Genomic DNA, 20,034 nt, shown 5'->3' on the forward strand with positions numbered 1-20,034 from the left:
GTCGTTCGGCGCACGGATACGCGATGCGGATGCCGGACGAGCCGTCGTCAATCTTGCTGATCGCGGATCCCGGTGCCCCTGCGGCAATCGCCGAGCGTGTCTCGGATTCATTGCGAAATGCGGTGGAGAATCAGTCTCCGAGCAACAACGCATGGAACGTGTCGGTGCGAAGTCACGCGTATCCGGTCGACGAGTACGCCGAAGTCTCCCAGGTGATCCGCACGATAGAACCGAGTGACAGCCCCGAAGACGTCGTCATCTACCTCACTGATCTTCCCCGGCGTCAAGGGAAGACGCCGGTGATAGCCGATATCAGTGTGCCTGACAGGTTGGGAGTGATTTCGATTCCCGGGGTAGGCGGCGTGTTCATCGATCGCCCGACAAGGAAACTGGCGCAGACCGTCGTGGCCGAGATTGAGTGCCAATCAGAGAAGCCGACGCCCTCACTGACGCGACTGAAGCGGATTCAAGACAACGATGTGGTCCGTTACGTCGCGCCGTCTGCACTGTCCCGTCTCCGGCTCCTGATCGGCATGGTTTATGCCAACCGTCCGTGGCGGTTGGTCGCTGGTCTGTCCAAGGTGATGATGGCCGCGTTCGCCGCCGGCGCCGTGAGCCTTGCCTATCCGACGATTTGGCAGTTGTCCGACACCATGGGCCCCTGGCGGCTGACCGCGGCGACCTTGTTGGCGAGTGCCGCCTTGATTGCGTGGCTCATCCTCGATCACGAATTATGGGAGCGACCGCATTCGGCCGGCGAACGTAAACGAGCCGTGTTGTACAACGCAACGACTGTCGTCACATTGACGATCGGCGTCGTCATCTTCCACATCGGCCTGTACGTCTTGATCCTACTTACGGCCTGGTGGCTCCTCCCGCCGGACTTGGTCGCTCGAAACATCGGCCATCCCGTGGAGTTTTCAACCGTGCTGATCGTGGCCTGGCTGGTTGCGGCAGTCGCCACGTTGGGCGGTGCACTGGGATCGGGTATGGAGGACGGCGATGCCGTCAGGGCGGCGGCCTATGGGGTGCGGCAAACGCCAGCGGTTCGACCAAGCAGATTGACGCAGTGTGCCTCCAGATTTTCTGATCGACTCACACGACTCGTCTGCCGCGCCGTGCCCGCGCGCGCATATCCCACAGGTACAGCCGGTAGCCGAGAATCCAGACGTCGCGCGGGATGATGCGGTCGGCGACACGCAGCGCGGTCAGCAGCGCCTCGAACCTGCGCTGCTGGCGCCCCGACCACGGCAGCCGCATGTGCTCACGAAACTCATGCGGCAGGAACCCCGTCGTGGCGAACAGGTTGAACCGGCCGGCGAGAAGCCGCAGCGGAGCGGGCAGGAACGCCATCGCGGCCACCCCGTGCAGGTGTTCGCGGACGGGTTCGTCGATGCGCAATTCGTCGAGTGAACGCTTCCAGTACTCGTCGAACGCGGCGCGATCCGCCGGCCACATGTCTTCGCGCACCTGCAACGTGGTGCCGAGCTTTCTGGCGTCGAGATAGATCGCGTCGGCCGCTTCGTCGTCGAGCGGTCCGTACAGGAACTCGTGCTGGTCGATGTAGTAGCGATACAGGCAGGCGGTGCCAGCGCTGCAGCCGGATTGAGCAAGTCGACGACGCGTCTCGGCCGACGCGGTGGCCCGAACCTCACGCGTTCGAGTAGATCACCTTGTGAGACGCTCGCGGAGTGTTTGCGCCGACCTCACGCCCGCGCATAGTGGGGATCGCGGCCGGTTGTGCCGCCGACTGGGTGTTCGGCGATCCCCGTCGCGGACATCCCGTGGCGCTCTTCGGAAGTGCGGCAGCGGCTTTGGAGCGGCGCACCTACGCCGACACCCGCGCGGCGGGCGCGCTGCACACCGCCGCGCTGCTCGGCGCGCTGACACTGCTCGGTATCGCGGCGGAGCGGGCGCCGCGGCGGGGCGTTGTTCAGGCCGCCGTCACCACGGCCGCGTCGGTGTTCGTCGCGCTGGGCGGTACCTCCCTGGCCCGCGCCGGAAACCAGATGGCGGGCCACCTGGAGCGGGGAGACCTCGACGCGGCGCGTCGCCTCCTGCCCGCACTGTGTGGCCGCGACCCCTCGGTGCTCGACGAGGCGGGACTCGCGCGGGCGGCACTGGAGTCGGTCGCTGAGAACACCTCCGACGCCCATGTGGCGCCGCTGCTGTGGGCCGCGATCGGCGGCGTGCCCGCGGTGCTGGTGTACCGCGGTGCGAACACATTGGACGCGATGATCGGTCACCGCTCGCCGCGCTATTTGCGCTTCGGTTGGGCGGCAGCGCGTTTCGACGATCTGCTGAACCATCTCGCCGCCCGCGCGACCGCGGTGCTGGTGGCCGCATGCGCTCCCGTGGTCGGCGGCTCTCCCGTCGCGGCCCTGCTCGCGTGGAAGCGCGACGCCGGCCGCCATCCGAGTCCAAACGCAGGCGTGGTGGAGGCCGCATTCGCGGGCGCGCTGGGCGTGCGGCTCGGCGGCCCCACTCAGTACGCGCACGAACTGGAGATCCGGCCGACGCTCGGCGACGGCCCGCCGCCACGGGCGGCCGACCTGCGCAGGGCGGTGCGGCTGTCGCGGGCGGTCCAACTGGCCGCCGCCGGGGTGGCGATCGTACTCAGCGCCGTCGGCCGTACCGGTCGGCGAGCTTCTCCTCCGTCGTGAGCGGAGCCTCTGGCTTCGCCTGCGCGGCCTCCCGAGCAGCCTTCTCCCGTCTGCGCTCGCGCAGTTCGGCATAGATGAAGTAGCCCAGCCCGATCGGCGCGATGATGCCGAACGCGATCCACTGAATGCCGTAGGACAGGAACGGTCCGGCGTCGAGGTGCGGCAGCGGGATCGCGCCCAGTCCGCCCGGCTGATCGGCCTCCAGCTGCAGATAGGAACCGGCCAGCGGGACACTCGTGATCGCCGAGATCTGCGCGGTGTTGATCGAGTACACCTGCTGGATGCCGTCCTGCCGGAACGGCTCCTTGCCTTGCGCCAGCCCCTCGGAGTCGCGCAACCGCGCCGCGATCGTCACCGTGCCGTCCGGCACCGGTTCGATCTCCGGCACCCCCGAAGCCTGTACCGGCCGCACGTATCCACGGTCGACGAGCACCGTCGGCCCGCCGTCCACGGCGAACGGAACCAGCACCTCGAATGCGGGCTCGCCCTCGACGATCCGCAGCCTCGCGAGCACCTGAGCCTCGGGTAGGTAGCGTCCGGTCGCGGTGACCCGCCGCCACTGGTCGTCCGGGGCTGCCGAGTCCTGGTTCGGCAGAAGCGAGGTCACGGGGACCGGCTCGGCGGTCAAGGAGTTCGCGATCTGCGCGTTTTCCCGCGAGGTCTTGGTGTTCTTGCCCAACTGCCACGGCGCCAGCACGGTGAAACAGAGGTACGCGAACGCGGCCACGACGACGAACAGCGCCAGCCATGACGGCCGCAGCAGGAAGGACCACCGGCGCATCAGCTGGCGATTCCCCGGTCGGCAAGCTGGTCGTCGACCCACTCGTGCAGACCCGGCAGCGACGCTTCGATGACCGTGTACACGTCTTCGAAGTCGGAGTGATCGCCGTAGTAGGGGTCCTCGACGTCCAGTGCATGAGCACCCGAACGCGGGTCGAACGAGCGCAGCATCCGAATCCGCTCGGCGGGCACACCGAGATCCTTGAGCATCCGAACGTGGTTGCGGCCGAGTGCGATCACCAGGTCGGCGGACATGTGGTCCTCGTTGACCTGGGCGGCCCGGTGCGCGGTCGGATAGCCGTGCTCGCGCAGAACGTGGCTGGCCCTGCGGTCCGCGGGCTCGCCGGCGTGCCAACCGCCGGTGCCGGCGCTGGTCACGCGGACCGTGTCACCCAGCCCGCGCTCGTCGATCTGATGGGCGAACATCTTCTCCGCCATCGGCGATCGGCAGATGTTGCCCGAGCAGATGAACGTCACATGCAGGGGTTTAGACACCAAGCACCTCACGCAGGTCTGCGACCGAGGCGACGTGCGCGGCGGCGGCAACGGCGTCGGGTCCGTCGAAATCGTCCTTGCCGTAGCCCCATCCGACGATCACGGTCTCGATACCGTGCGCGGCGGCACCTTCGACGTCATGCGACCGGTCGCCGACCATCAGTGTGGGCTCGGGGATCTCGCCCAGCTGGGCCAATGCGTGGGCGACGACGTCGACCTTGTGTGCGCGCGAACCGTCGACGCTTGCGCCCGCGATGACCTCGAAGCAGTCGGCCAGGCCGAAGTGGGCGAGGATCCGCTGCGCGGTCGGCTCGGCCTTCGAGGTGGCCACCGCCAGGCGCACGCCGGCCGCGCGCAGATCGGCCAGCAGCGCGGGGATGCCGTCGAAGACCCGGTTCATCGCCCACCCTCGGGTCCGGTAATCGGTGCGGTATGCCTCGATGGCGTCGGCGGTGCGGTCGCCGAGCCCGAGGCTTCGCAGCGTGTGGTGCATCGGCGGGCCGATGATCATGCTGGCCAGGTCTCCGTCGGGCACGACGGCGCCGACCGACCCCAGTGCATGACGGAAACTCGAGACGATGCCCTGCGCCGAATCGGTCAGGGTGCCGTCGAGGTCGAAGATCACCAGTTGGGGGCGGGTCGCCGTAGTCGTGGAGGCCAGCATGTCGGTCACGGGTCCATTCTCCCCGATCGCAGAACGACCGCGGCCAGCGCACTAGGGTCGTGATGTGGTGAGTCCGTTGCGTGCTGCCGCGCGGTACCACGGCGATCAGGCTGTGGTCCCCGGGATGCTGGACTTTGCCGTCAACGTCCGCGCTGATGAGCCCCCGTCCTGGCTGGTCGACCGCCTCTCGGCCCGGTTGGCCGATCTGGCCCGGTATCCGAGCGCGACCGATTCTCAGCGGGCGCTCGACGCGGTCGCCGGAAGGCACGACCGCGCCGCCGACGAGGTCGTGCTGCTGGCGGGGGCGGCCGAGGCGTTCGCGCGGTTGCCGGACCTGCAGCCGCGACGGGCCGCCCTCATCGCCCCGTCGTTCACCGAACCGGAGGCGGCGCTGGCCGCGGCCGGGGTGCCCTTCGCGCACGTGGTACTGGAAGCGCCGTACACCCTGACCCCGGACGCGGTGCCCGGCGACGCCGACCTCGTCGTCGTCGGCAATCCGACCAATCCGACCGGCGTACTGCACACCCGCGAGCAGGTGCTCGCCCTGCGCAGGCCCGGGCGCATCGTGGTGGTGGACGAGGCGTTCGCCGACGCGGTTCCCGGCGAGCCCGGATCGCTGGCCGCCGACGCCCTGCCCGACGTCGTCGTCCTGCGCAGCCTGACCAAGACGTGGGCGCTGGCCGGGTTGCGCGTCGGCTACGCGCTGGGCGCGCCGGACGTGCTGGCACGGCTGACCGCACGGCGTCCGCACTGGCCCCTCGGCACGCTGCAACTCGAGGCCGTCGCGGCGTGCAGCACACCCGATGCGGTGGCCGAGGCCGACGATGCCGCCCGGCGGCTGACGGAGGTGCGCGCGGAGATGGTGGCCGGCTTGACTAGCATCGGCGTGCATGTCGTCACCGGTTCGGCCCCCTTCGTCCTGTTCTGTGTGCCGGATGCCGAACTGATGCGAAAACACCTGGATCGCAGAGGTATTGCTGTGCGTCGCTGTGACACGTTCGTCGGGCTGGACGGTCAGTTCCTGCGCGCGGCGGTACGCCCGGAGTGGCCCGTGCTGGTCGACGCGATGGCCGAGGTGCTGCGATGAGCGCCCGGCTGGCCGACATCATCGACGTGCTGGAGGCGGCATACCCGCCGGAGCTGGCGCAGGACTGGGACTCGGTCGGCCTGGTCTGCGGGGACCCGTCGGAGACCGTCGAGACGGTCACGGTTGCTGTCGACGCCACCGCCGATGTCGTCGCCGAGGTTCCCGAGGGCGGCCTACTGCTGGCTCACCATCCGCTGCTGTTGCGCGGCGTGGACACCGTGGCCGCCAGCACTGCCAAGGGCGCCCTGATCCATCGCCTGATCCGCAGCGGCCGGGCGCTGTTCACCGCCCACACCAACGCGGACTCGGCTTCGCCCGGCGTCTCCGACGCGCTGGCCGAAGCGCTCGGGCTCACCGTCGAGGAGGTGCTCGCGCCGGCGAGTGCGGAATCCGACCTGGACAAGTGGGTCGTCTTCGTGCCTGCGGAGAACTCGGAGGCGGTGCGCGAGGGCATGTTCGCGGCGGGGGCAGGGCGTATCGGTGACTATTCGCACTGCTGCTGGACCACGACTGGCACCGGGCAGTTCCTGCCGCACGACGGCGCGTCACCGGCGATCGGCAGCGTCGGATCCGTCGAACACGTGCCAGAGGACCGGGTGGAAGTCATCGCCCCCGCGCGGTTGCGCGGGCACGTGCTGGCCGCGCTGCGGGCCGCGCATCCCTACGAGGAACCCGCGTTCGACGTCTTCGCGCTGGCGCCGATTCCCGGCAATGCCGGGTTGGGACGCATCGGCGTGCTGGATCGTCCTGAACCGTTGTCGGCGTTCGTGTCTCGCGTGCGCGAAGCACTACCCCCCACGTCGTGGGGCGTGCGCGCATCTGGTGACTTGGACGCCGAGGTGTCGCGGGTCGCGGTGTGCGGCGGTGCGGGTGACTCGCTGCTCGGCCTCGTCGCACGCATGGGTGTCGACGCGTACGTGACGTCGGACCTGCGGCACCACCCCGCCGACGAACACCGACGCGCTTCGCAGGTCGCGCTCGTGGACGTCGCGCACTGGGCCAGCGAATACCCGTGGTGCCGCCAAGCCGCAGACCTGCTGCAAGCCCATTTCGGTGACGCGCTGCCTGTGCGGGTGTCCGACGTGCGCACCGATCCGTGGAATGTCGAGAGATGAGCATGAAAGCCGAAGTAGCTCAACAACAGACGCTATCCGAGTTGGCCGAGCTCGATGCTTCCCTTGCCCGGCTGGAGTATCGGGTGAAAAACCTCGCCGAACAGCAGCGGCTCGAGGAGGTACAGGCCGCGCATCGGGAGGCCAACGACCGACTAGCGGCACTGCAGATCGCCATCGAGGATCTCGACGCCCAGATCGCCAAGTTCGAATCCGAGATCGACTCGGTCCGCCAGCGTGAAGACCGTGACCGCAAGCTGCTTTCGGGCGGCTCGGTGGACGCCAAACAGCTCACCGAGTTGCAGCACGAACTCGACACCCTGGAGCGCAGGCAAGCGGCGCTGGAAGATTCGCAACTCGAGGTGATGGAGCGACGCGAGGAACTGCAACGCGACCAGCAGGCCGCGCTCGCGAGGATGGACGAGCTGCAGAACGAGCTGCGCTCCGCGCAGACCGCATCCGACGACGTCCGTACCGAGCTGGTTCAGCAGCGCCACCAGAGCCTGTCGCGCCGCGACGAACTCGTCGCGGCACTCGACGCCGACTTGGTCAGGCTCTACGAACAGCAGCGCGCCCGCGGCGGCGCGGGGGCCGGCCAACTGCAGGGGCGCCGATGCGGAGCGTGCCGCCTCGAGATCGACAAAGGGGAGCTTGCGCGCATCTCCGCGGCGGCCGACGACGAGGTGCTCCGCTGCCCCGAGTGCGGCGCGATCCTGTTGCGTCTCAAAGGGTCTGGCGCGTGAAGGTCATCGTCGAGGCCGACGGTGGCTCGCGCGGCAACCCGGGTCCGGCGGGCTACGGGGCGGTGGTCTGGTCGGCGGATCACGCCACGGTGTTCGCCGAGCGCAAGGAGGCGATCGGTCACGCGACGAACAATGTCGCCGAGTACCGCGGGTTGATCGCCGGCCTGAGCGAAGCCTCGAGCCTGGGCGCCACCGAGGTCGACGTGCGAATGGACTCCAAGCTCGTGGTGGAGCAGATGTCGGGCCGGTGGAAGGTCAAGCACCCGGACATCGCGGCCCTGCATCAGCAGGCCACAGCGCTGGCCACCCGTTTCGACCGGGTCACCTACAAGTGGATTCCGCGTGCGGAGAACAGCCACGCCGACCGGCTGGCCAACGAGGCGATGGACGCCGCGGCCGAAATTCCTTCGGGCGTCGCGGGAACCGAACCGCATCAGGCGTCGAACCCCACCGCGTGGAGCGGTGCGCGTGGGGCGCCGACGCGGTTCCTGCTGCTGCGCCACGGCCAGACCGAGTTGTCGGTCGACCGTCGATACTCCGGGCGCGGTAACCCCGCGCTGACCGATCTCGGGCGTCGTCAGGCCGAAGCCGCCGCGCGCTATCTCGGACAGCGCAGGGGTGTCGCGGCGGTCGTCACGTCACCGCTGCAGCGGGCGTACGACACCGCGGCGGCGGCGGCCAAAGTGCTGGGCCTGGACGTGACCGTCGACGACGACCTGATCGAGACCGACTTCGGGGCCTGGGAGGGCCTGACGTTCGCCGAAGCGGCCGAACGCGACCCCGACCTGCATCGGCGTTGGCTGCGCGACACCTCGCTTGCGCCTCCGGACGGCGAGAGCTTCGACTCCGCTGCCGAGCGCGTCGGCAGGGCGCGAGCACGGATCCTGGCAGAGCGTGCGGGGGAGACGGTGCTCGTGGTCTCGCACGTGACGCCGATCAAGACGTTGCTGCGGATGGCGCTCGACGGTGGCCCGAACATCTTGTACCGGCTGCACCTCGATCTCGCGTCGCTGTCGATCGCCGAGTTCTATCCCGACGGCGCGGCATCGGTGCGGTTGGTCAATCAGACGGCCTACCTGGATTAGTCGTGTAGGTGCAGTCGCTCGCCGTGCGGCCCGAAAATCGTGATCGCCTCGACCGGCCCGTCCACCACGCCGAACCAGTGCGGCGTCCACGTCGAGAACTCCACCGCCTCACCAGGTTTCACGGTGAAGTCGCGCTCACCGAGGATCAGGCGCAGCTGGCCGGACAGGACGTACATCCAGTCCTGGCCTTCGTGTACCGGAAGTTCAGCGGGCGGGTTGCGCCGCCGGGCGCTGATCCGGATCTTGAAGGCGTGCAGACCGCCGGCGGCCTGGCGGGTCAACGGCCAATACGTGATTCCGTGTGCGGTATGGGATCCGCTGCGCACGCGTGGGTCCTCGGCCTCCGGTGCGCGCAGCAGCTCGTCGGTGCTCACCGACAACGCGGCCGCCAGTCTGGGCAGGTGGTCGAGGGCGAGGCGGCGCTTGCCGGACTCCAGCCGGCTCAACGTGGACACGTCGATGTTCGACCGCCGAGCGACATCCTCCAGAGTCAGGCCGTGCTGGGTGCGTAGTTCGCGCAGCCTGCGTCGCACCCGCGCGTCGACGCCGTCGTCATCTTTTGCCTGCATAGCAAGAAAGCTTGGCAGTTTCTCGCGGCCGCTGCAAGGTGGTCGCATGGACAGGATTTGGGATTGCGTGGTCGTCGGTGGCGGTGCCGCCGGGCTGAGTGCCGCGCTGGTGCTGGGTCGGGCCCGTCGTCGCACACTGCTGATTGACGGCGGCGCACAGAGCAACCTCCCCGCGCACGGCATCGGTGGGCTTCTGGGCCACGACGGCCGGCCGCCGGCGGAGCTGTACGCGTTGGGACGTCGAGAGTTGTCGGCGTATCCGTCGGTCGAAGTGCGAGCGGCAGAAGTCACCGGCGGGGAGCGCGCGGACGAACTGTTCGTCCTGCGGTTGGACGACGGCGGAGTCGAGCGGGCCCGGAAGGTGGTGTTGGCCACTGGCATGGAGTACCGGCCGCCGCCGCTTCCCGGCCTGGCGGAGCTGTGGGGTCGGTCCGCTTTCCACTGCCCGTTCTGCCACGGCTGGGAAGTCCGCGATCAGCCCCTGGCCGTGCTGGCCAGCGGTGAGCGTGCGGTGCATACGGCGCTGTTGCTGCGTCTCTGGAGCAACGACGTCGTCCTGCTCACCGACGGTCCCGCTGATCTCGACCTCGCACAGCGCGAGCGGCTGGCGGCTGCGGGTGTGACGATCGACGAACGGCCGGTGGCCGAATTGGTAGGTGCCGCAGGCACTCTGGAGGCCGTGGTGTTCACCGACGACAGCCGGCTGCCCCGGGCGGGCATCCTGGTCGCCACGACGCTTCACCAGCGCACTTCGCTGGCCGAACAACTCGGCGCCACAACGGGCGAGCCGACTCCGGTCGCGCACAATCCGGTTCACGTCGACGCGTTCTATCGCACCAGTGCGGACGGGGTTTTCGCCGTAGGCGACCTGGTGGCGCAGATGCCGCAGGTGGCCGCCGCGGTGGCGGCTGGTTCAGCGGCAGCGGCCGCTGTCGTGCAGAGCCTGGTCGAAGCGGATTTTCCAGCAGTCGTTCCGGAAGGGAGCCGACATGTCAACGCCTGACGCCAAACAGCATTGGGAGGAGCGCTACAGCGAACGCAATCGCATCTGGAGCGGTCGGGCGAACGTTCGGCTCGTCGAGATGGTGTCGGACCTCGAGCCCGGCACCGCGCTCGATCTGGGCAGCGGTGAGGGCGGCGACGCGATGTGGCTCGCCGAGAGGGGATGGCGGGTCGTCGCCGTCGACATCGCCGAAACCGCTTTGCGGCGTGCGGCCACCGATGCCGTCGCGCGCGGGGTGGGGGACCGGATCGACTTTCAGCAACACGACCTGTCGGAGAGCTTCCCCGACGGCGAATTCGATTTGGTGAACGCGCAGTTCCTGCACTCGACGTTCCCGCTTTACCGGACGGCGATCTTCCGCTCGGCCGCGCGGGCGGTCCGGGCGGGCGGGCTCCTGCTCATCGTCGATCACGGCACACCGCCGCCGTGGCTTTCCGAACTTCATGGTCACCACCAGACGTTCACACCGCCCGAGGAGGTCGTGGCCGCGCTGAACTTGCCGGAGTCCGAATGGGAACCGGCAAAGATCAGTACGCCGATGCGTGACGTCACGACGCCGGACGGCGAGCCGGCGCAGTGGTCCGACAACGTGATCCTGCTGCGGCGCCGGTAGACGCCGGTCGCGGTCGCATTTAGTGAGGTTCTCCACAGGCCGAAACTCATTCACAGAGAAATGCTTTCGTCGTTAAGACTTGTCAGTGGTCGGGCGTAGTGTCGGAAGCATGTTCGAAGAGGCTTCGGATGCGGACTTGGTCACCTTGATGGGTGAGGAGGCGCGTGAGGAGGCCGCGGCGACGGGACGGCGGTTGTCGTTAGTGGGGGAGCTGTGCGCGCGGCGTCACCCCGAGATGGTTGGAGCCGAGTTCTATGTCGCTGATGCGATCTCGGCGGTAGCAGCTGAGATCTCGGCGGTACACAACATCAGCCACGCCCGGGCGGTGAGTCAGGTCGAGATGGCCCTGAGCCTGCGGGATCGGCTTCCGCAGGTGCTCCGGAGGTTTCGTCGGGGGGTGATCGACTATCGGATGGTGTCGACGATTATCGCGCGCACCCAGAACGTCGATGACGAGGTGATGGTGGGCCTGGATGAGGCGTTGGCGTGGCGGGTTGAGAAGTGGATGAAGCTGTCCAAACCCAAACTGCGCGATCGCATCGATGTGTTCATCGCCGAGTTCGATCCGGCCGCGGTGCGCGTGCCGCCCGAAACCGACAAGCACCGCTATGTCGAGATCAATCCTGGCGACGTCGCGGGGATGGCCTTGATGTCTGCACAGCTCCGTGCTGAAGATGGCGCCGCGCTCGATGCTGGGTTGGATGCGTTGGCGGCCACGGTGTGCGACAACGATCCGCGCACCAAGGCCCAGCGCCGCGCTGATGCGTGCGGGCCGCTGGGGCGCCGGGAAGCCACACTGGCTTGCCAATGCGGGCTCGACGATTGCCCGGCGGCTGGGCGGCGGGCCGAGGCGGCTGCTGCGGTGGTCCATGTGCTGGCTGAGCAGGGCACCGTGGAGGGCACCAGCGCAAAACCGGGATATCTGCCCGGTTTCGGGGTTCTGCCTGCCGAGTCGGTGCGTGAGCTGGCGCGCAACGCTGAACTCAAGCCGGTGATCGTGCCCTCAGCCGATGACGCTGCGCGCGCCGGGTATCGTCCCGGCGCCAGGTTGACTGAGTTCTTGCAGTGGCGCGACGTGACGTGTCGCTGGCCTGGTTGTGACAAACCGGTGTGGGGCTGCGATGTGGACCATACGGTGCCGTGGCCCTACGGCCCGACGCATCCGTCGAACACCAAGCACTACTGCCGCATTCATCACCTGATCAAGACGTTCTATAGCGGCAGCGGTGGCTGGCGGGAAGAACAATTGCCTGACGGTGCAGTCGTTCTCACCGCCCCGACCGGACACCAGTACCGATCCGAACCCCACGGGGCGAGCTTGTTCCCGGTGCTGCGCCAACCCACCGGAGCCATCCGAGCCACCGCGCCCCCACCGAACGACAGCGCCGAGCGGATGGCGATGATGCCGCGCCGCAGGCAAACCCGCGAACAGGTGCGCCGTGAACGCATCGACACCGAACGACGGCGACGCAGCGAACTCATCGGAGAAGAGCAACGCCAACATCAGGCGTGGCTCGCCGCGAATTACAAGCCACCGCCGTTCTGAACTCGGCGTCACGCGCATCTTGCCGGTGGGCCAATTGATCATGAAATTGATGAACCTGCCAATATTCGGTCTCCGCGGCCCTAAGCTCGTGTCCAGATCTTGCCTCGTGATTCGGACAAGCGACCGTAGGAGACAGGAGTCGATGAGAAATCTCCCTGTAGGAACGACGGCTGGTCTCTGCGCCGTTGCTTTGAGCTTGGGGCTTGTGGGCTGTGGTTCCAGTGATGACACCGCTGCCACGACAACGACCTCGGCGACGAGCACGACCGGCACGTCGGCCGCGCCCAGCCCCCAGGCCGACGACGAAGACACGATCAGCGAGTACATCACCGAGAACGGGATCGCCGAGACGCCGATCAGACCGGGTGAGCCGGGAACCCCCGATTTCGATTTCCCCATTCCACCCCGATGGAGCGATGCGGGGGAGGCGACGCCGGAGTGGGCCTACGGAGCCATCGTCTACGACGCCCCCAAGGATCCCAACGATCCGCCCGACATGTACGCGATCGCCTCCAAACTCACCGGCAACGTCGACGCGGCGAAGATCTTCGAGTACGCGCCGGAGCAGCTGGAGGACATGGCCGAGTTCAAACCATTGGGAGAACCCACGAGGAGCTCCTTCGGCGGCTTCGACTCGATTTCGTTCGCCGGCAATTTCATGGACAACGGCAAGCCGCGATTCGTCGCTCAAAAGACGGTCGTCGTGCCGGCCGCCGACGGCCTATTCGTCCTTCAGCTGAATGCGGACAGCCCCGAAAGCGAGCAGAACGTGGTGCTCGATGCCATCAAGGTGATCGACGAACAGACGACCATCAGGCCCCCGTCGTGATCACCGGCATCCGAGACCCATGGACCCCGCTTACCGACGGAGACACATCGATATGAGAATCCGGACATCGGCTCCAGCCGCCCTGTTGGCTTCGGTGTGCAGCGCCGTAGTGATCTCGTCGTCCCTGGTGACCGCGCCTGCGGCGGTTGCGCAATGTACGGCCGGCGAGGTGTGGGACCAGCGCACCGGGGTGTGCTGGGACCAGTCCCAGACCTCACTTGGGGTCTCGGGCACCGGCGGCTGGTGTAAACCGGGCCGGATCGGACTGTGCATCGCGGCTTGGCAGAACTCACAGGTCCCCGGCGCGAACCTCAGTCCCGCGCCGCCCGCGGGCCCGGCGCCACGCTCGACTTGGCCCCGCGGCTGACGTCCGCCTAAAGCATCACGACGGCGCCGTCCACGGGGTCAACCGAGGAATCCACGCGCGCACGTTTGCACGGTACGTCTCGTACTGCGACCCGTAGGTCCGGACTAGCGTGGGCTCTTCGTACCACCGCACGAACGACGCGGTGACCACCCATGCGATCGCGGCGTACAACACCAACCACAGGTTGGCGAAAAGCACTGCTTGGCCGAGGATCGCGATGATCAGACCGACGTACATCGGGTTCCGGACCACCCGGTTGAACCCGGTGACGACCAGCCGCTGGGTCGGCGCAACAGGCATGGGAGTGCCGCCTGCCCTGACGAATTCGATGAACGCGTGGATAGGCGGTATCAGGCCGGCGACGATCACGGTCCCGCCCAACACCACGCGCCACGCCGCAGCGTCGGAAAGCTCCCAGCGCGTGATCAACCACGGGCCGACCCCGACGACGGTGCCGGGCGCGATCACGAAGAAGGCAGCCGAGGCGAGTGCAGCGGTGCTGGTCCGCACGTGCACTACCCCGTGATGGCCGAGATGTCCGCGAGTTGGGTCAGGCGCACGCTGTTACCCGACGGATCGCGGAATCCACAGTCGATGCCGTAGGGCATCTCGTGGGGCTCCTCCGTGAACTCGACTCCGCGCGAACGCATTTCCTCGTAGGAGGCCTGGCAGTTCTCCGTCGTGAGAAACACGGTGCCCGCGAAGCCTTTGGCCGTCAGGTCCAGTACCTGCTTACGGGTCGGCTCGTCCATGACCGGTTGGCCGGGTACGGCCATCAGCACGATCGACACGTCGTCCTGGCCCGGCGGTCCGACAGTCAACCATCGGAAGAGGCCGTCGACATCGGGCAGTGAAACATCCTGCCGCACTTCCATACCGACCTTCTCGGTCCAGAATCTCAGTGCGGCTTCTTGGTCATGTACCCACAGGTGGGCGCTTGCGATTTTGATCATGGCTCGACGCTACGATCGCCCGGGTTTGTTCGTCTTCTCCCCGTGTGCTGTCTTGGGCACCCGACTGTCCGCGGGCGGCCGGGTGTCGCGCTTGAGGATGCAACTCGGAACCCGGGCGTGGATCGCCGCCGGCGGCAGGCTCGCGCGGTACGCGGCCGGCGGCAGCCCGTACACCCGGGCGAAGCTGGTGGTGAACGACCCCACGCTCTGCAGGCCCACCATCACGCAGATGTCGGCGATCGAGCGGTCGGTGTTGCGCAGCAGCGCCGCGGCGCGTTCCAGGCGGCGGGTCTGCAGGTAAGCGCGCGGTGTTTCGCCGAAGGTGCGGGTGAACATTCTGCTGAAGTGCGCGCGAGACAGGCCCGCGGCCGCGGCGAGGTCGTCGACGGTGATCGCCTCGGCGTACCGCGCGTCGACCAGATCCTTGGCGCGCATCAGATAGCGCGCCGGAGGCACCTGTGCCATGCGCCAAGTATGTCGAACTCGCGGAACAGCGGCGACAGGCGCTACGTTGAACCAGCGGATGAGTTGGCTGGGCGGCCGCGGGATCCAGGTTCGCCTGGGTTTCGAGGAAAGTCCGGACTTCACAGAGCAGGGTGATTGCTAACGGCAATCCGAGGTGACTCGCGGGAAAGTGCCACAGAAAACAGACCGCCACCACCGGGTCTTCGGACTCGGGGTGGTAAGGGTGAAACGGTGCGGTAAGAGCGCACCAGCATTCCGGGTGACCGGGGTGGCTAGGCAAACCCCACCCGAAGCAAGGCCAAGAAGGCCGCAACCTGGTTGCGGCCGCGCAGACGTCCGAGGGTTGCTCGCCCGAGCCTGCGGGTAGGCCGCTCGAGGCACCCGGCGACGGTGTGTCCAGATGGATGGTCGCCACCTCGCCGCCGCGGTCAGCCGCGGTGGTGAGGGACAGAATCCGGCTTACAGGCCAACTCATCCGCCCTGCACCGGTCCACAGTGTGTCCGGAGTCCGGCGAGCGAATGTCGACGGGAGGACCAGCTAACCTGCTCCATCGCGGGCCGGGGTGCGGTGTGCCAGCCGCCGCGACACCGGCAAAAGGACCAGCAAGCTGACGATGGCCACGACCACGACCATGACGACCACGCTGGGGTCGGTGAAGCTTTGTCCGCCGACTACCAGTGCTGCGGCGATGTTGCGTTGGGCGGTGCCCAATGCCAGCACGGGTCGGGTGCCGGCGGCCGGTCCGCCCAATGCCCAGCCGGTCCCGTAGCCAATTGCAATGAACAGCAGTCCGGCCAGGATGGCGCGGGTGCCGAACACTGAGAGCACGTTCTGGAAGTTGACCACCACCAGCAACACCACCACGGCTATGAGTCCGAGGCTGGACAGCCGTTCGCACCAGGGTCTGACCACGGCGGCGGCACGGGGCAGTTTGGCGTTGACCGCGAGCGCAACGGCGAGCGGCAGCAGCATCAACACGATCAGCGAGCGGGCAATCTGTCCTGAGTTCACCGACACGCCTGGCAGGAGCAGAGGCAGCACCAGCGGGAGGTAGGCGACGGTGATAACCATAAGCACCACCATCAGCGCGACGCCGTAGGCGAGATCACCCCTGGCTATCTGCGCCAGTTTGGGTAGGAATGGTGCCCCCGCGGCGGCGCCGAGCAACAACAAACCCACGCCGAAGGGTTCATCGAGGCCCAGCACCTTCGCCAGGAGCACCGCGACGGCGGGCATGAGTAGGAAATTGGCCAGCAGCGAGAGGCTCACGAGGCGCAGGTTGCGCAGTGGAGCGGCGATCTCACCGATCTTGAGACCCAAACCCATCGCAATCATGCTCGACACGACGAAGATCAGGGTGGCGATCGGCACGGCATGCTGCAGGACGGCCATCATGGCGCTGACCTCGATTCTGAGGGCGGACCGTACGCTATTCGTCGGGTGAGTGTTCTCCCAAACATTCGGTCCGCCTTCATGATCGGACGCCGGCCGCGAGGATCAAGACTGCGGCTGCACCCGCACTGTACTCAGGCCGCGGTGTCTCTCAATGCGTTTCCGCTGTCCGGGCGCGATCGGCGGCAATCGGGCTGTCGCGATTGTTTGACATTGCAACAGAGGCCACGCCAGTTCGGCCGGGCGAACAGCGCCGAGCGGGTCGGCAGTGCATTGGTGACAGCCAGGGAAATCGGCAGATGAAGCGGCTGCGGCGGTGTTACTGTCCGGCTGGTCGGGGGTCGAGATTTAGGAGCTGCTCATGCCCAGCGATCAAAACTGGACCAAACCCGCGATGATGGCCATCCCCAAAGAGGGCTACTTCGAGGAGCAGCGCGGCCGATACGGGCCGATCTTCCCCAGAACGCCTGCCTGCTACGGGTTTACGATCTTCGCCAAAGTTTTGCCCGGCCGCGAGGAGGCCATCCGCGAGCACGGCCGAACGCTAGAGGCTGCCGTAACGGCCGATCCGACGGTGCTGGAAGTCTTGAAGCTGCATTACCTGAAATGGCAACTAATACCGGTCGGTGACGACCTGTACTTCCAGTATCAAGGCATCTTCGACACCGACTTCGACAAGTACACCGAAGACGCCGTGGCCTTGTTCAGTAAGACCGGTATCGACACGGTGTTCACCAATCTTGTGGGTTTTCCAGAGGACTGGAAAGAGAATCCCGCCTCATTCGTCCAATTTGTCCGCGAGCATCACGTGCCGAGCTTCGTTGAGTACGGCGAGTACCCGTACGTGACAGCCGACGAGATAAAAAAGGCGCTGCGGCTGAAGGATTCATTCTCCGACATGCTGGACCAGATGCAGTGACGGGCACCCCACTCGCTGCGGTTCAGGCATACCTGGACGCGTTCAACGCCGGCGATCCGTCGGCGATGTCGGCGGCGTTCGACGCGGACGGGTCAATCCTCGACGGCATGGCGCCTCACGTTTGGCTCGGGCCGACGGCCGCGGCGGACTGGTACCGCGACGTGCTGGCCGAAGGTGAACATCTGCGTGCGTCGGGCTACCACGTCAGCATCGGTGAGCCGGTGCACAACGACACCACGGGCGACGCCGCGTATGTAGTGGTGCCGGCCAAGATGACGTTCGACCTCAACGGAACGACGGTGACCCAAACCGGCGCGACGTTCACGGTGGCGCTGCGGCGCAGCGCCGACGGGTGGCGCCTAGCGGCGTGGGCGTGGGCGAAGGGCCGGCGCGCAGCGTGACGGACGAGACCACGCTCGACCTCGACGATATTCAGCACATACTGCTGACGCGCACTCCGGCGATCACCGGCCGTTACGAGTTCCTCACGTTCGAAAATGCGGCGGGCGGGCGGGCGTGGCTGTCGGAACTGCTGGACAAGGTGCAGTCGGCCGCCGATGTAGAGGCCACCCTCGACTCCTCGGACCGCTGGGTCACCCTGGCGTTCACGTGGACCGGGCTGCGCGCGCTCGGCGTACCCGAGGACGCGCTGGCCAGCTTCCCCGATGCTTTCCGGGATGGGATGGCCGCGCGCGCCGACATTCTTGGCGACAACGGCACCAATGCACCCGAACACTGGGTCGGCGAACTGGCCGGCGAGGACCTGCACGCCATCGCGATCCTGTTCTCGCGCACCGACGAACAGTGCCGAAAATCGATCGACGAGCACAACAAGCTGCTGGCCCGCACCGACGGGGTGCGCAGCCTGTCGCATCTCGACCTGAACGCCACACCGCCATTCAATTACGCGCACGACCATTTCGGCTTCCGCGATCGGCTCTCTCAGCCGGTGATGAAAGGGTCCGGCGAGGAACCCACCCCCGGATCGGGGGATCCGTTGGAACCGGGGGAGTTCATCCTGGGCTACCCCGACGAGAACGGGCCGGTCGTCAATCTCCCCCAACCCGAAGTGCTTTCCCGCAATGGAAGTTACATGGCCTACCGCCGGCTGCAAGAACACGTCGGACGCTTCCGGGACTATCTGCGCGAACACGGGGAGACCTCCGAAGGTCAGGAGTTGATGGCCGCGAAGTTCATGGGTCGTTGGCGCAGCGGTGCACCGCTTGTGCTCGCGCCGGACCACGATGATCCCGAGCTGGGTGCGGATCCCATGCGCAACAACGACTTCAACTACAAGGAGATGGACCCGTTCGGCTACGCGTGCCCACTCGGCTCGCACGCCCGTCGGCTGAACCCGCGCGACACCGCTCACAACATGAACCGGCGTCGGATGATCCGGCGTGGCGCGACATACGGAGCAGCGCTTCCTGACGATGCACCCGACGACGGCGCCGATCGAGGCATCGCCGCGTTCATCATCTGCGCCGACCTGGTCCGTCAGTTCGAGTTCGCGCAGAACGTGTGGATCAACGACAAAGCCTTCCATGAACTGGGCAACGAACACGACCCGATCGCCGGCACCCAGGACGGCACTCTGGAATTCACCGTCCCGAAGCGCCCGATCCGCAAGGTGTACAAGGGACTTCCCGCGTTTACGACCCTCACCGGTGGCGCCTACTTCTTTCTGCCCGGGCTGAACGCCATGCGCTACCTGGCGTCGCTTCAACCATCGAAGGACTGATCATGATGCGCGCTCGCACCTACAATCAGAGCCACGTCGCCCGCCCGCACAGTGGCGGCCGGCGTATCAGCATCTACTGGACATGGAGTTATCCCTGGGAGGCGCAGCGGCCGCCCGAGGTGATCGAGAACCGGTTCTCCACGATCACCGAGGTGCGCAACGTCTTATGGCCGGCCTACGAAACGCCCGAGTACAACGAGGCGAATTTTTTGCAGGGCGTCGCGGGAACCCTCGAGCTTTTTCACCGGTCCGCCCTGGCGTTCCAGGAAGTCGCCGAGGAGGCCACCGGCCACTCCGTCGCCGTCTTCCAGCGCATCGACCAGGCCGGCTACAAGCTCCCGATCGACGAGCGGATTCTCGCCGACACCGACACGCTGATGGTGTTCGGGCTCGACCACCTGCTCGCCCAGGAAGTAGCCGCGCCCGAGGAGATCGCCGCGATCGAGGCATGGTTGCAGCGGGAGGGCACCTGCCTGCTGCTCGCCCCGCATCATGATGTCGGCTTCACCGATGATTTAGAGCAGCGCCAGGTGGAGTACGAACACCACGGCGACCGGCTTGTGCCACGTCAGCAACGCTTCACCGCGTATACCCGGTCGCTGATGAAGGCCCTCGACGTGCCGGTGCACAACACGTGGGGGCTTCGTCCCGCTGTCGTCGAGGGTACCAAGGAGATCGCGCCGCTGACCGGATTCCCAGACCTGGACAGTCCGCGGTTGCTGGACAACGTCAGCACCCTCAATTTCCACCCGCACCTGCCGCACTACGAACTGACCGCGCCGGAAGGCAAGGACTTGGTCGTGCTCGGACGCCAGCGCGTCGACCCGAACCGGCCGCATCCCTTTACCGCGGCGGGGAACACTGAGTTCAACGCGCTGATCTGGATGCCACCCATAGGCAAGCGTGCCGGCGATATCGTGCTCATCGACTCCACCCACTTCACCACCCTGTTCGGCGGCACAGACAGCCTCAAGAACCTCTGGTACAACCTCGCAACAATGACCTGA

Annotated in this window: 22 protein-coding genes, 1 other RNA gene and 1 pseudogene; 15 read left to right on the plus strand and 9 right to left on the minus strand. The window is 66.9% G+C overall.

Going from position 1 to position 20,034, the window contains the following annotated elements; genetic code table 11:
* Nucleotides 1-23: 23 nt before the first annotated feature.
* The gene (locus tag A5790_RS05585) at nucleotides 24-1,184 is read left to right on the plus strand and encodes a hypothetical protein (RefSeq protein WP_231987605.1); all 1,161 of its coding nucleotides are present in this window, start codon (nucleotides 24-26) and stop codon (nucleotides 1,182-1,184) included.
* On the opposite strand, the pseudogene A5790_RS05590 reads toward A5790_RS05585, so the two are convergent.
* Nucleotides 1,096-1,656, minus strand: a pseudogene (locus tag A5790_RS05590) (oxygenase MpaB family protein); the annotation flags it as partial. The gene A5790_RS05585 and the pseudogene A5790_RS05590 overlap by 89 nt on opposite strands.
* A 35-nt stretch (nucleotides 1,657-1,691) precedes the next feature.
* Between A5790_RS05590 and A5790_RS05595 the strand changes: the two are divergent.
* Nucleotides 1,692-2,663: a cobalamin biosynthesis protein gene (locus tag A5790_RS05595; protein WP_066841771.1), complete on the plus strand. Its 972-nt coding sequence runs from the start codon at nucleotides 1,692-1,694 to the stop codon at nucleotides 2,661-2,663.
* Here A5790_RS05595 and A5790_RS05600 read toward each other — a convergent pair.
* Genes A5790_RS05600 through A5790_RS05610 form a run of 3 tightly spaced genes read right to left on the minus strand, consistent with a single transcriptional unit; the run spans nucleotide 2,617 to nucleotide 4,602 of the window.
* A complete protein-coding gene (locus tag A5790_RS05600; protein WP_066841772.1) occupies nucleotides 2,617-3,444 on the minus strand; it encodes an SURF1 family protein in 828 nt (275 codons plus the stop codon). The genes A5790_RS05595 and A5790_RS05600 overlap by 47 nt on opposite strands.
* Entirely contained in the window at nucleotides 3,444-3,938 is a 495-nt protein-coding gene (locus A5790_RS05605; RefSeq protein WP_066841773.1) for a low molecular weight protein-tyrosine-phosphatase, read from the minus strand. Before A5790_RS05605 ends, A5790_RS05600 begins: the two co-directional genes overlap by 1 nt.
* Nucleotides 3,931-4,602, minus strand: coding sequence for an HAD-IA family hydrolase (locus A5790_RS05610; protein ID WP_066841824.1), 672 nt, complete (start codon nucleotides 4,600-4,602; stop codon nucleotides 3,931-3,933). The genes A5790_RS05605 and A5790_RS05610 overlap by 8 nt, the downstream gene beginning before the upstream one ends.
* Before the next feature lie 64 nt (nucleotides 4,603-4,666).
* Between A5790_RS05610 and cobC the strand changes: the two genes are divergently transcribed.
* From cobC to A5790_RS05630, 4 genes are read left to right on the plus strand one after another with little or no spacing between them, the layout of a single operon-like run.
* Complete coding sequence (cobC, locus tag A5790_RS05615; protein WP_066841774.1) at nucleotides 4,667-5,689, plus strand: Rv2231c family pyridoxal phosphate-dependent protein CobC; 1,023 nt, start codon at nucleotides 4,667-4,669, stop codon at nucleotides 5,687-5,689.
* Nucleotides 5,686-6,804 (plus strand): Nif3-like dinuclear metal center hexameric protein, encoded by a 1,119-nt coding sequence (locus A5790_RS05620; RefSeq protein WP_066841775.1) that lies wholly within the window; start codon nucleotides 5,686-5,688, stop codon nucleotides 6,802-6,804. Before cobC ends, A5790_RS05620 begins: the two co-directional genes overlap by 4 nt.
* Before the next feature lie 2 nt (nucleotides 6,805-6,806).
* Nucleotides 6,807-7,544 carry a zinc ribbon domain-containing protein gene (locus A5790_RS05625; protein ID WP_066841776.1) on the plus strand — a complete coding sequence of 246 codons (738 nt, stop codon included), beginning with the start codon at nucleotides 6,807-6,809 and terminating at the stop codon, nucleotides 7,542-7,544.
* Nucleotides 7,541-8,629 carry a bifunctional RNase H/acid phosphatase gene (locus A5790_RS05630; RefSeq protein ID WP_066841777.1) on the plus strand — a complete coding sequence of 363 codons (1,089 nt, stop codon included), beginning with the start codon at nucleotides 7,541-7,543 and terminating at the stop codon, nucleotides 8,627-8,629. The genes A5790_RS05625 and A5790_RS05630 overlap by 4 nt, the downstream gene beginning before the upstream one ends.
* Here the strand turns inward: A5790_RS05630 and A5790_RS05635 are convergent.
* Nucleotides 8,626-9,198: a helix-turn-helix domain-containing protein gene (locus A5790_RS05635; RefSeq protein WP_066841778.1), complete on the minus strand. Its 573-nt coding sequence runs from the start codon at nucleotides 9,196-9,198 to the stop codon at nucleotides 8,626-8,628. The two genes, A5790_RS05630 and A5790_RS05635, sit on opposite strands and share 4 nt — an antisense overlap.
* A 46-nt stretch (nucleotides 9,199-9,244) precedes the next feature.
* Here A5790_RS05635 and A5790_RS05640 point away from each other — a divergent pair, with 46 nt between their 5' ends.
* The 4 genes from A5790_RS05640 (at nucleotide 9,245) to A5790_RS05655 (ending at nucleotide 13,189) form a co-directional block, all read left to right on the plus strand.
* Nucleotides 9,245-10,201 carry an NAD(P)/FAD-dependent oxidoreductase gene (locus A5790_RS05640; protein WP_066841779.1) on the plus strand — a complete coding sequence of 319 codons (957 nt, stop codon included), beginning with the start codon at nucleotides 9,245-9,247 and terminating at the stop codon, nucleotides 10,199-10,201.
* Nucleotides 10,188-10,814: a class I SAM-dependent methyltransferase gene (locus A5790_RS05645; RefSeq protein ID WP_066841780.1), complete on the plus strand. Its 627-nt coding sequence runs from the start codon at nucleotides 10,188-10,190 to the stop codon at nucleotides 10,812-10,814. Before A5790_RS05640 ends, A5790_RS05645 begins: the two co-directional genes overlap by 14 nt.
* Before the next feature lie 109 nt (nucleotides 10,815-10,923).
* A complete protein-coding gene (locus A5790_RS05650; RefSeq protein ID WP_066841781.1) occupies nucleotides 10,924-12,360 on the plus strand; it encodes an HNH endonuclease signature motif containing protein in 1,437 nt (478 codons plus the stop codon).
* Nucleotides 12,361-12,550: 190 nt separating this feature from the next.
* Nucleotides 12,551-13,189 carry an LpqN/LpqT family lipoprotein gene (locus A5790_RS05655; protein WP_231987606.1) on the plus strand — a complete coding sequence of 213 codons (639 nt, stop codon included), beginning with the start codon at nucleotides 12,551-12,553 and terminating at the stop codon, nucleotides 13,187-13,189.
* A gap of 382 nt (nucleotides 13,190-13,571) precedes the next feature.
* On the opposite strand, the gene A5790_RS05660 is transcribed toward A5790_RS05655, so the two are convergent.
* The 3 genes from A5790_RS05660 to A5790_RS05670 are packed head-to-tail and all read right to left on the minus strand — an operon-like array spanning nucleotide 13,572 to nucleotide 14,974.
* Complete coding sequence (locus A5790_RS05660; protein ID WP_066841825.1) at nucleotides 13,572-14,066, minus strand: isoprenylcysteine carboxylmethyltransferase family protein; 495 nt, start codon at nucleotides 14,064-14,066, stop codon at nucleotides 13,572-13,574.
* Nucleotides 14,067-14,071: 5 nt separating this feature from the next.
* A complete protein-coding gene (locus A5790_RS05665; protein WP_066841783.1) occupies nucleotides 14,072-14,509 on the minus strand; it encodes a VOC family protein in 438 nt (145 codons plus the stop codon).
* A 9-nt stretch (nucleotides 14,510-14,518) separates the two neighbouring features.
* Complete coding sequence (locus A5790_RS05670; protein ID WP_066841784.1) at nucleotides 14,519-14,974, minus strand: helix-turn-helix transcriptional regulator; 456 nt, start codon at nucleotides 14,972-14,974, stop codon at nucleotides 14,519-14,521.
* 59 nt (nucleotides 14,975-15,033) lie between these two features.
* On the opposite strand from A5790_RS05670, the gene rnpB reads away from it, so the two are divergent.
* An RNA gene (rnpB, locus tag A5790_RS05675) (RNase P RNA component class A) lies at nucleotides 15,034-15,452 on the plus strand.
* 60 nt (nucleotides 15,453-15,512) lie between these two features.
* Here rnpB and A5790_RS05680 read toward each other — a convergent pair.
* Nucleotides 15,513-16,370, minus strand: coding sequence for a bile acid:sodium symporter family protein (locus tag A5790_RS05680; protein WP_066841785.1), 858 nt, complete (start codon nucleotides 16,368-16,370; stop codon nucleotides 15,513-15,515).
* 358 nt (nucleotides 16,371-16,728) lie between these two features.
* Here A5790_RS05680 and A5790_RS05685 point away from each other — a divergent pair, with 358 nt between their 5' ends.
* Genes A5790_RS05685 through A5790_RS05700 form a run of 4 tightly spaced genes read left to right on the plus strand, consistent with a single transcriptional unit; the run spans nucleotide 16,729 to nucleotide 20,034 of the window.
* Nucleotides 16,729-17,286, plus strand: coding sequence for a hypothetical protein (locus A5790_RS05685; protein ID WP_231987607.1), 558 nt, complete (start codon nucleotides 16,729-16,731; stop codon nucleotides 17,284-17,286).
* A complete protein-coding gene (locus A5790_RS05690; RefSeq protein ID WP_066841786.1) occupies nucleotides 17,283-17,687 on the plus strand; it encodes a nuclear transport factor 2 family protein in 405 nt (134 codons plus the stop codon). The genes A5790_RS05685 and A5790_RS05690 overlap by 4 nt, the downstream gene beginning before the upstream one ends.
* Entirely contained in the window at nucleotides 17,684-19,027 is a 1,344-nt protein-coding gene (locus A5790_RS05695; protein ID WP_066841827.1) for a peroxidase, read from the plus strand. Before A5790_RS05690 ends, A5790_RS05695 begins: the two co-directional genes overlap by 4 nt.
* Nucleotides 19,028-19,032: 5 nt before the next feature.
* A complete protein-coding gene (locus A5790_RS05700) occupies nucleotides 19,033-20,034 on the plus strand; it encodes a hypothetical protein (RefSeq protein WP_066841828.1) in 1,002 nt (333 codons plus the stop codon).

The sequence above is a fragment of the Mycobacterium sp. 852002-51152_SCH6134967 genome (assembly GCF_001667105.1).
Lineage (GTDB): Bacteria > Actinomycetota > Actinomycetes > Mycobacteriales > Mycobacteriaceae > Mycobacterium > Mycobacterium neumannii_A.

What these genes read in the sequence shown, in the direction of transcription:
- A5790_RS05585 (WP_231987605.1), top strand. Translation starts at nt 24, where the DNA reads ATGCGGATGCCGGACGAGCCGTCGTCAATCTTGCTGATCGCGGATCCC.
- A5790_RS05600 (WP_066841772.1), bottom strand. Translation starts at nt 3,444, where the DNA reads ATGCGCCGGTGGTCCTTCCTGCTGCGGCCGTCATGGCTGGCGCTGTTC.
- A5790_RS05610 (WP_066841824.1), bottom strand. Translation starts at nt 4,602, where the DNA reads ATGCTGGCCTCCACGACTACGGCGACCCGCCCCCAACTGGTGATCTTC.
- A5790_RS05620 (WP_066841775.1), top strand. Translation starts at nt 5,686, where the DNA reads ATGAGCGCCCGGCTGGCCGACATCATCGACGTGCTGGAGGCGGCATAC.
- A5790_RS05625 (WP_066841776.1), top strand. Translation starts at nt 6,807, where the DNA reads ATGAAAGCCGAAGTAGCTCAACAACAGACGCTATCCGAGTTGGCCGAG.
- A5790_RS05635 (WP_066841778.1), bottom strand. Translation starts at nt 9,198, where the DNA reads ATGCAGGCAAAAGATGACGACGGCGTCGACGCGCGGGTGCGACGCAGG.
- A5790_RS05640 (WP_066841779.1), top strand. Translation starts at nt 9,245, where the DNA reads ATGGACAGGATTTGGGATTGCGTGGTCGTCGGTGGCGGTGCCGCCGGG.
- A5790_RS05645 (WP_066841780.1), top strand. Translation starts at nt 10,188, where the DNA reads ATGTCAACGCCTGACGCCAAACAGCATTGGGAGGAGCGCTACAGCGAA.
- A5790_RS05650 (WP_066841781.1), top strand. Translation starts at nt 10,924, where the DNA reads ATGTTCGAAGAGGCTTCGGATGCGGACTTGGTCACCTTGATGGGTGAG.
- A5790_RS05665 (WP_066841783.1), bottom strand. Translation starts at nt 14,509, where the DNA reads ATGATCAAAATCGCAAGCGCCCACCTGTGGGTACATGACCAAGAAGCC.
- A5790_RS05670 (WP_066841784.1), bottom strand. Translation starts at nt 14,974, where the DNA reads ATGGCACAGGTGCCTCCGGCGCGCTATCTGATGCGCGCCAAGGATCTG.
- A5790_RS05680 (WP_066841785.1), bottom strand. Translation starts at nt 16,370, where the DNA reads ATGATGGCCGTCCTGCAGCATGCCGTGCCGATCGCCACCCTGATCTTC.
- A5790_RS05685 (WP_231987607.1), top strand. Translation starts at nt 16,729, where the DNA reads ATGCCCAGCGATCAAAACTGGACCAAACCCGCGATGATGGCCATCCCC.
- A5790_RS05700 (WP_066841828.1), top strand. Translation starts at nt 19,033, where the DNA reads ATGCGCGCTCGCACCTACAATCAGAGCCACGTCGCCCGCCCGCACAGT.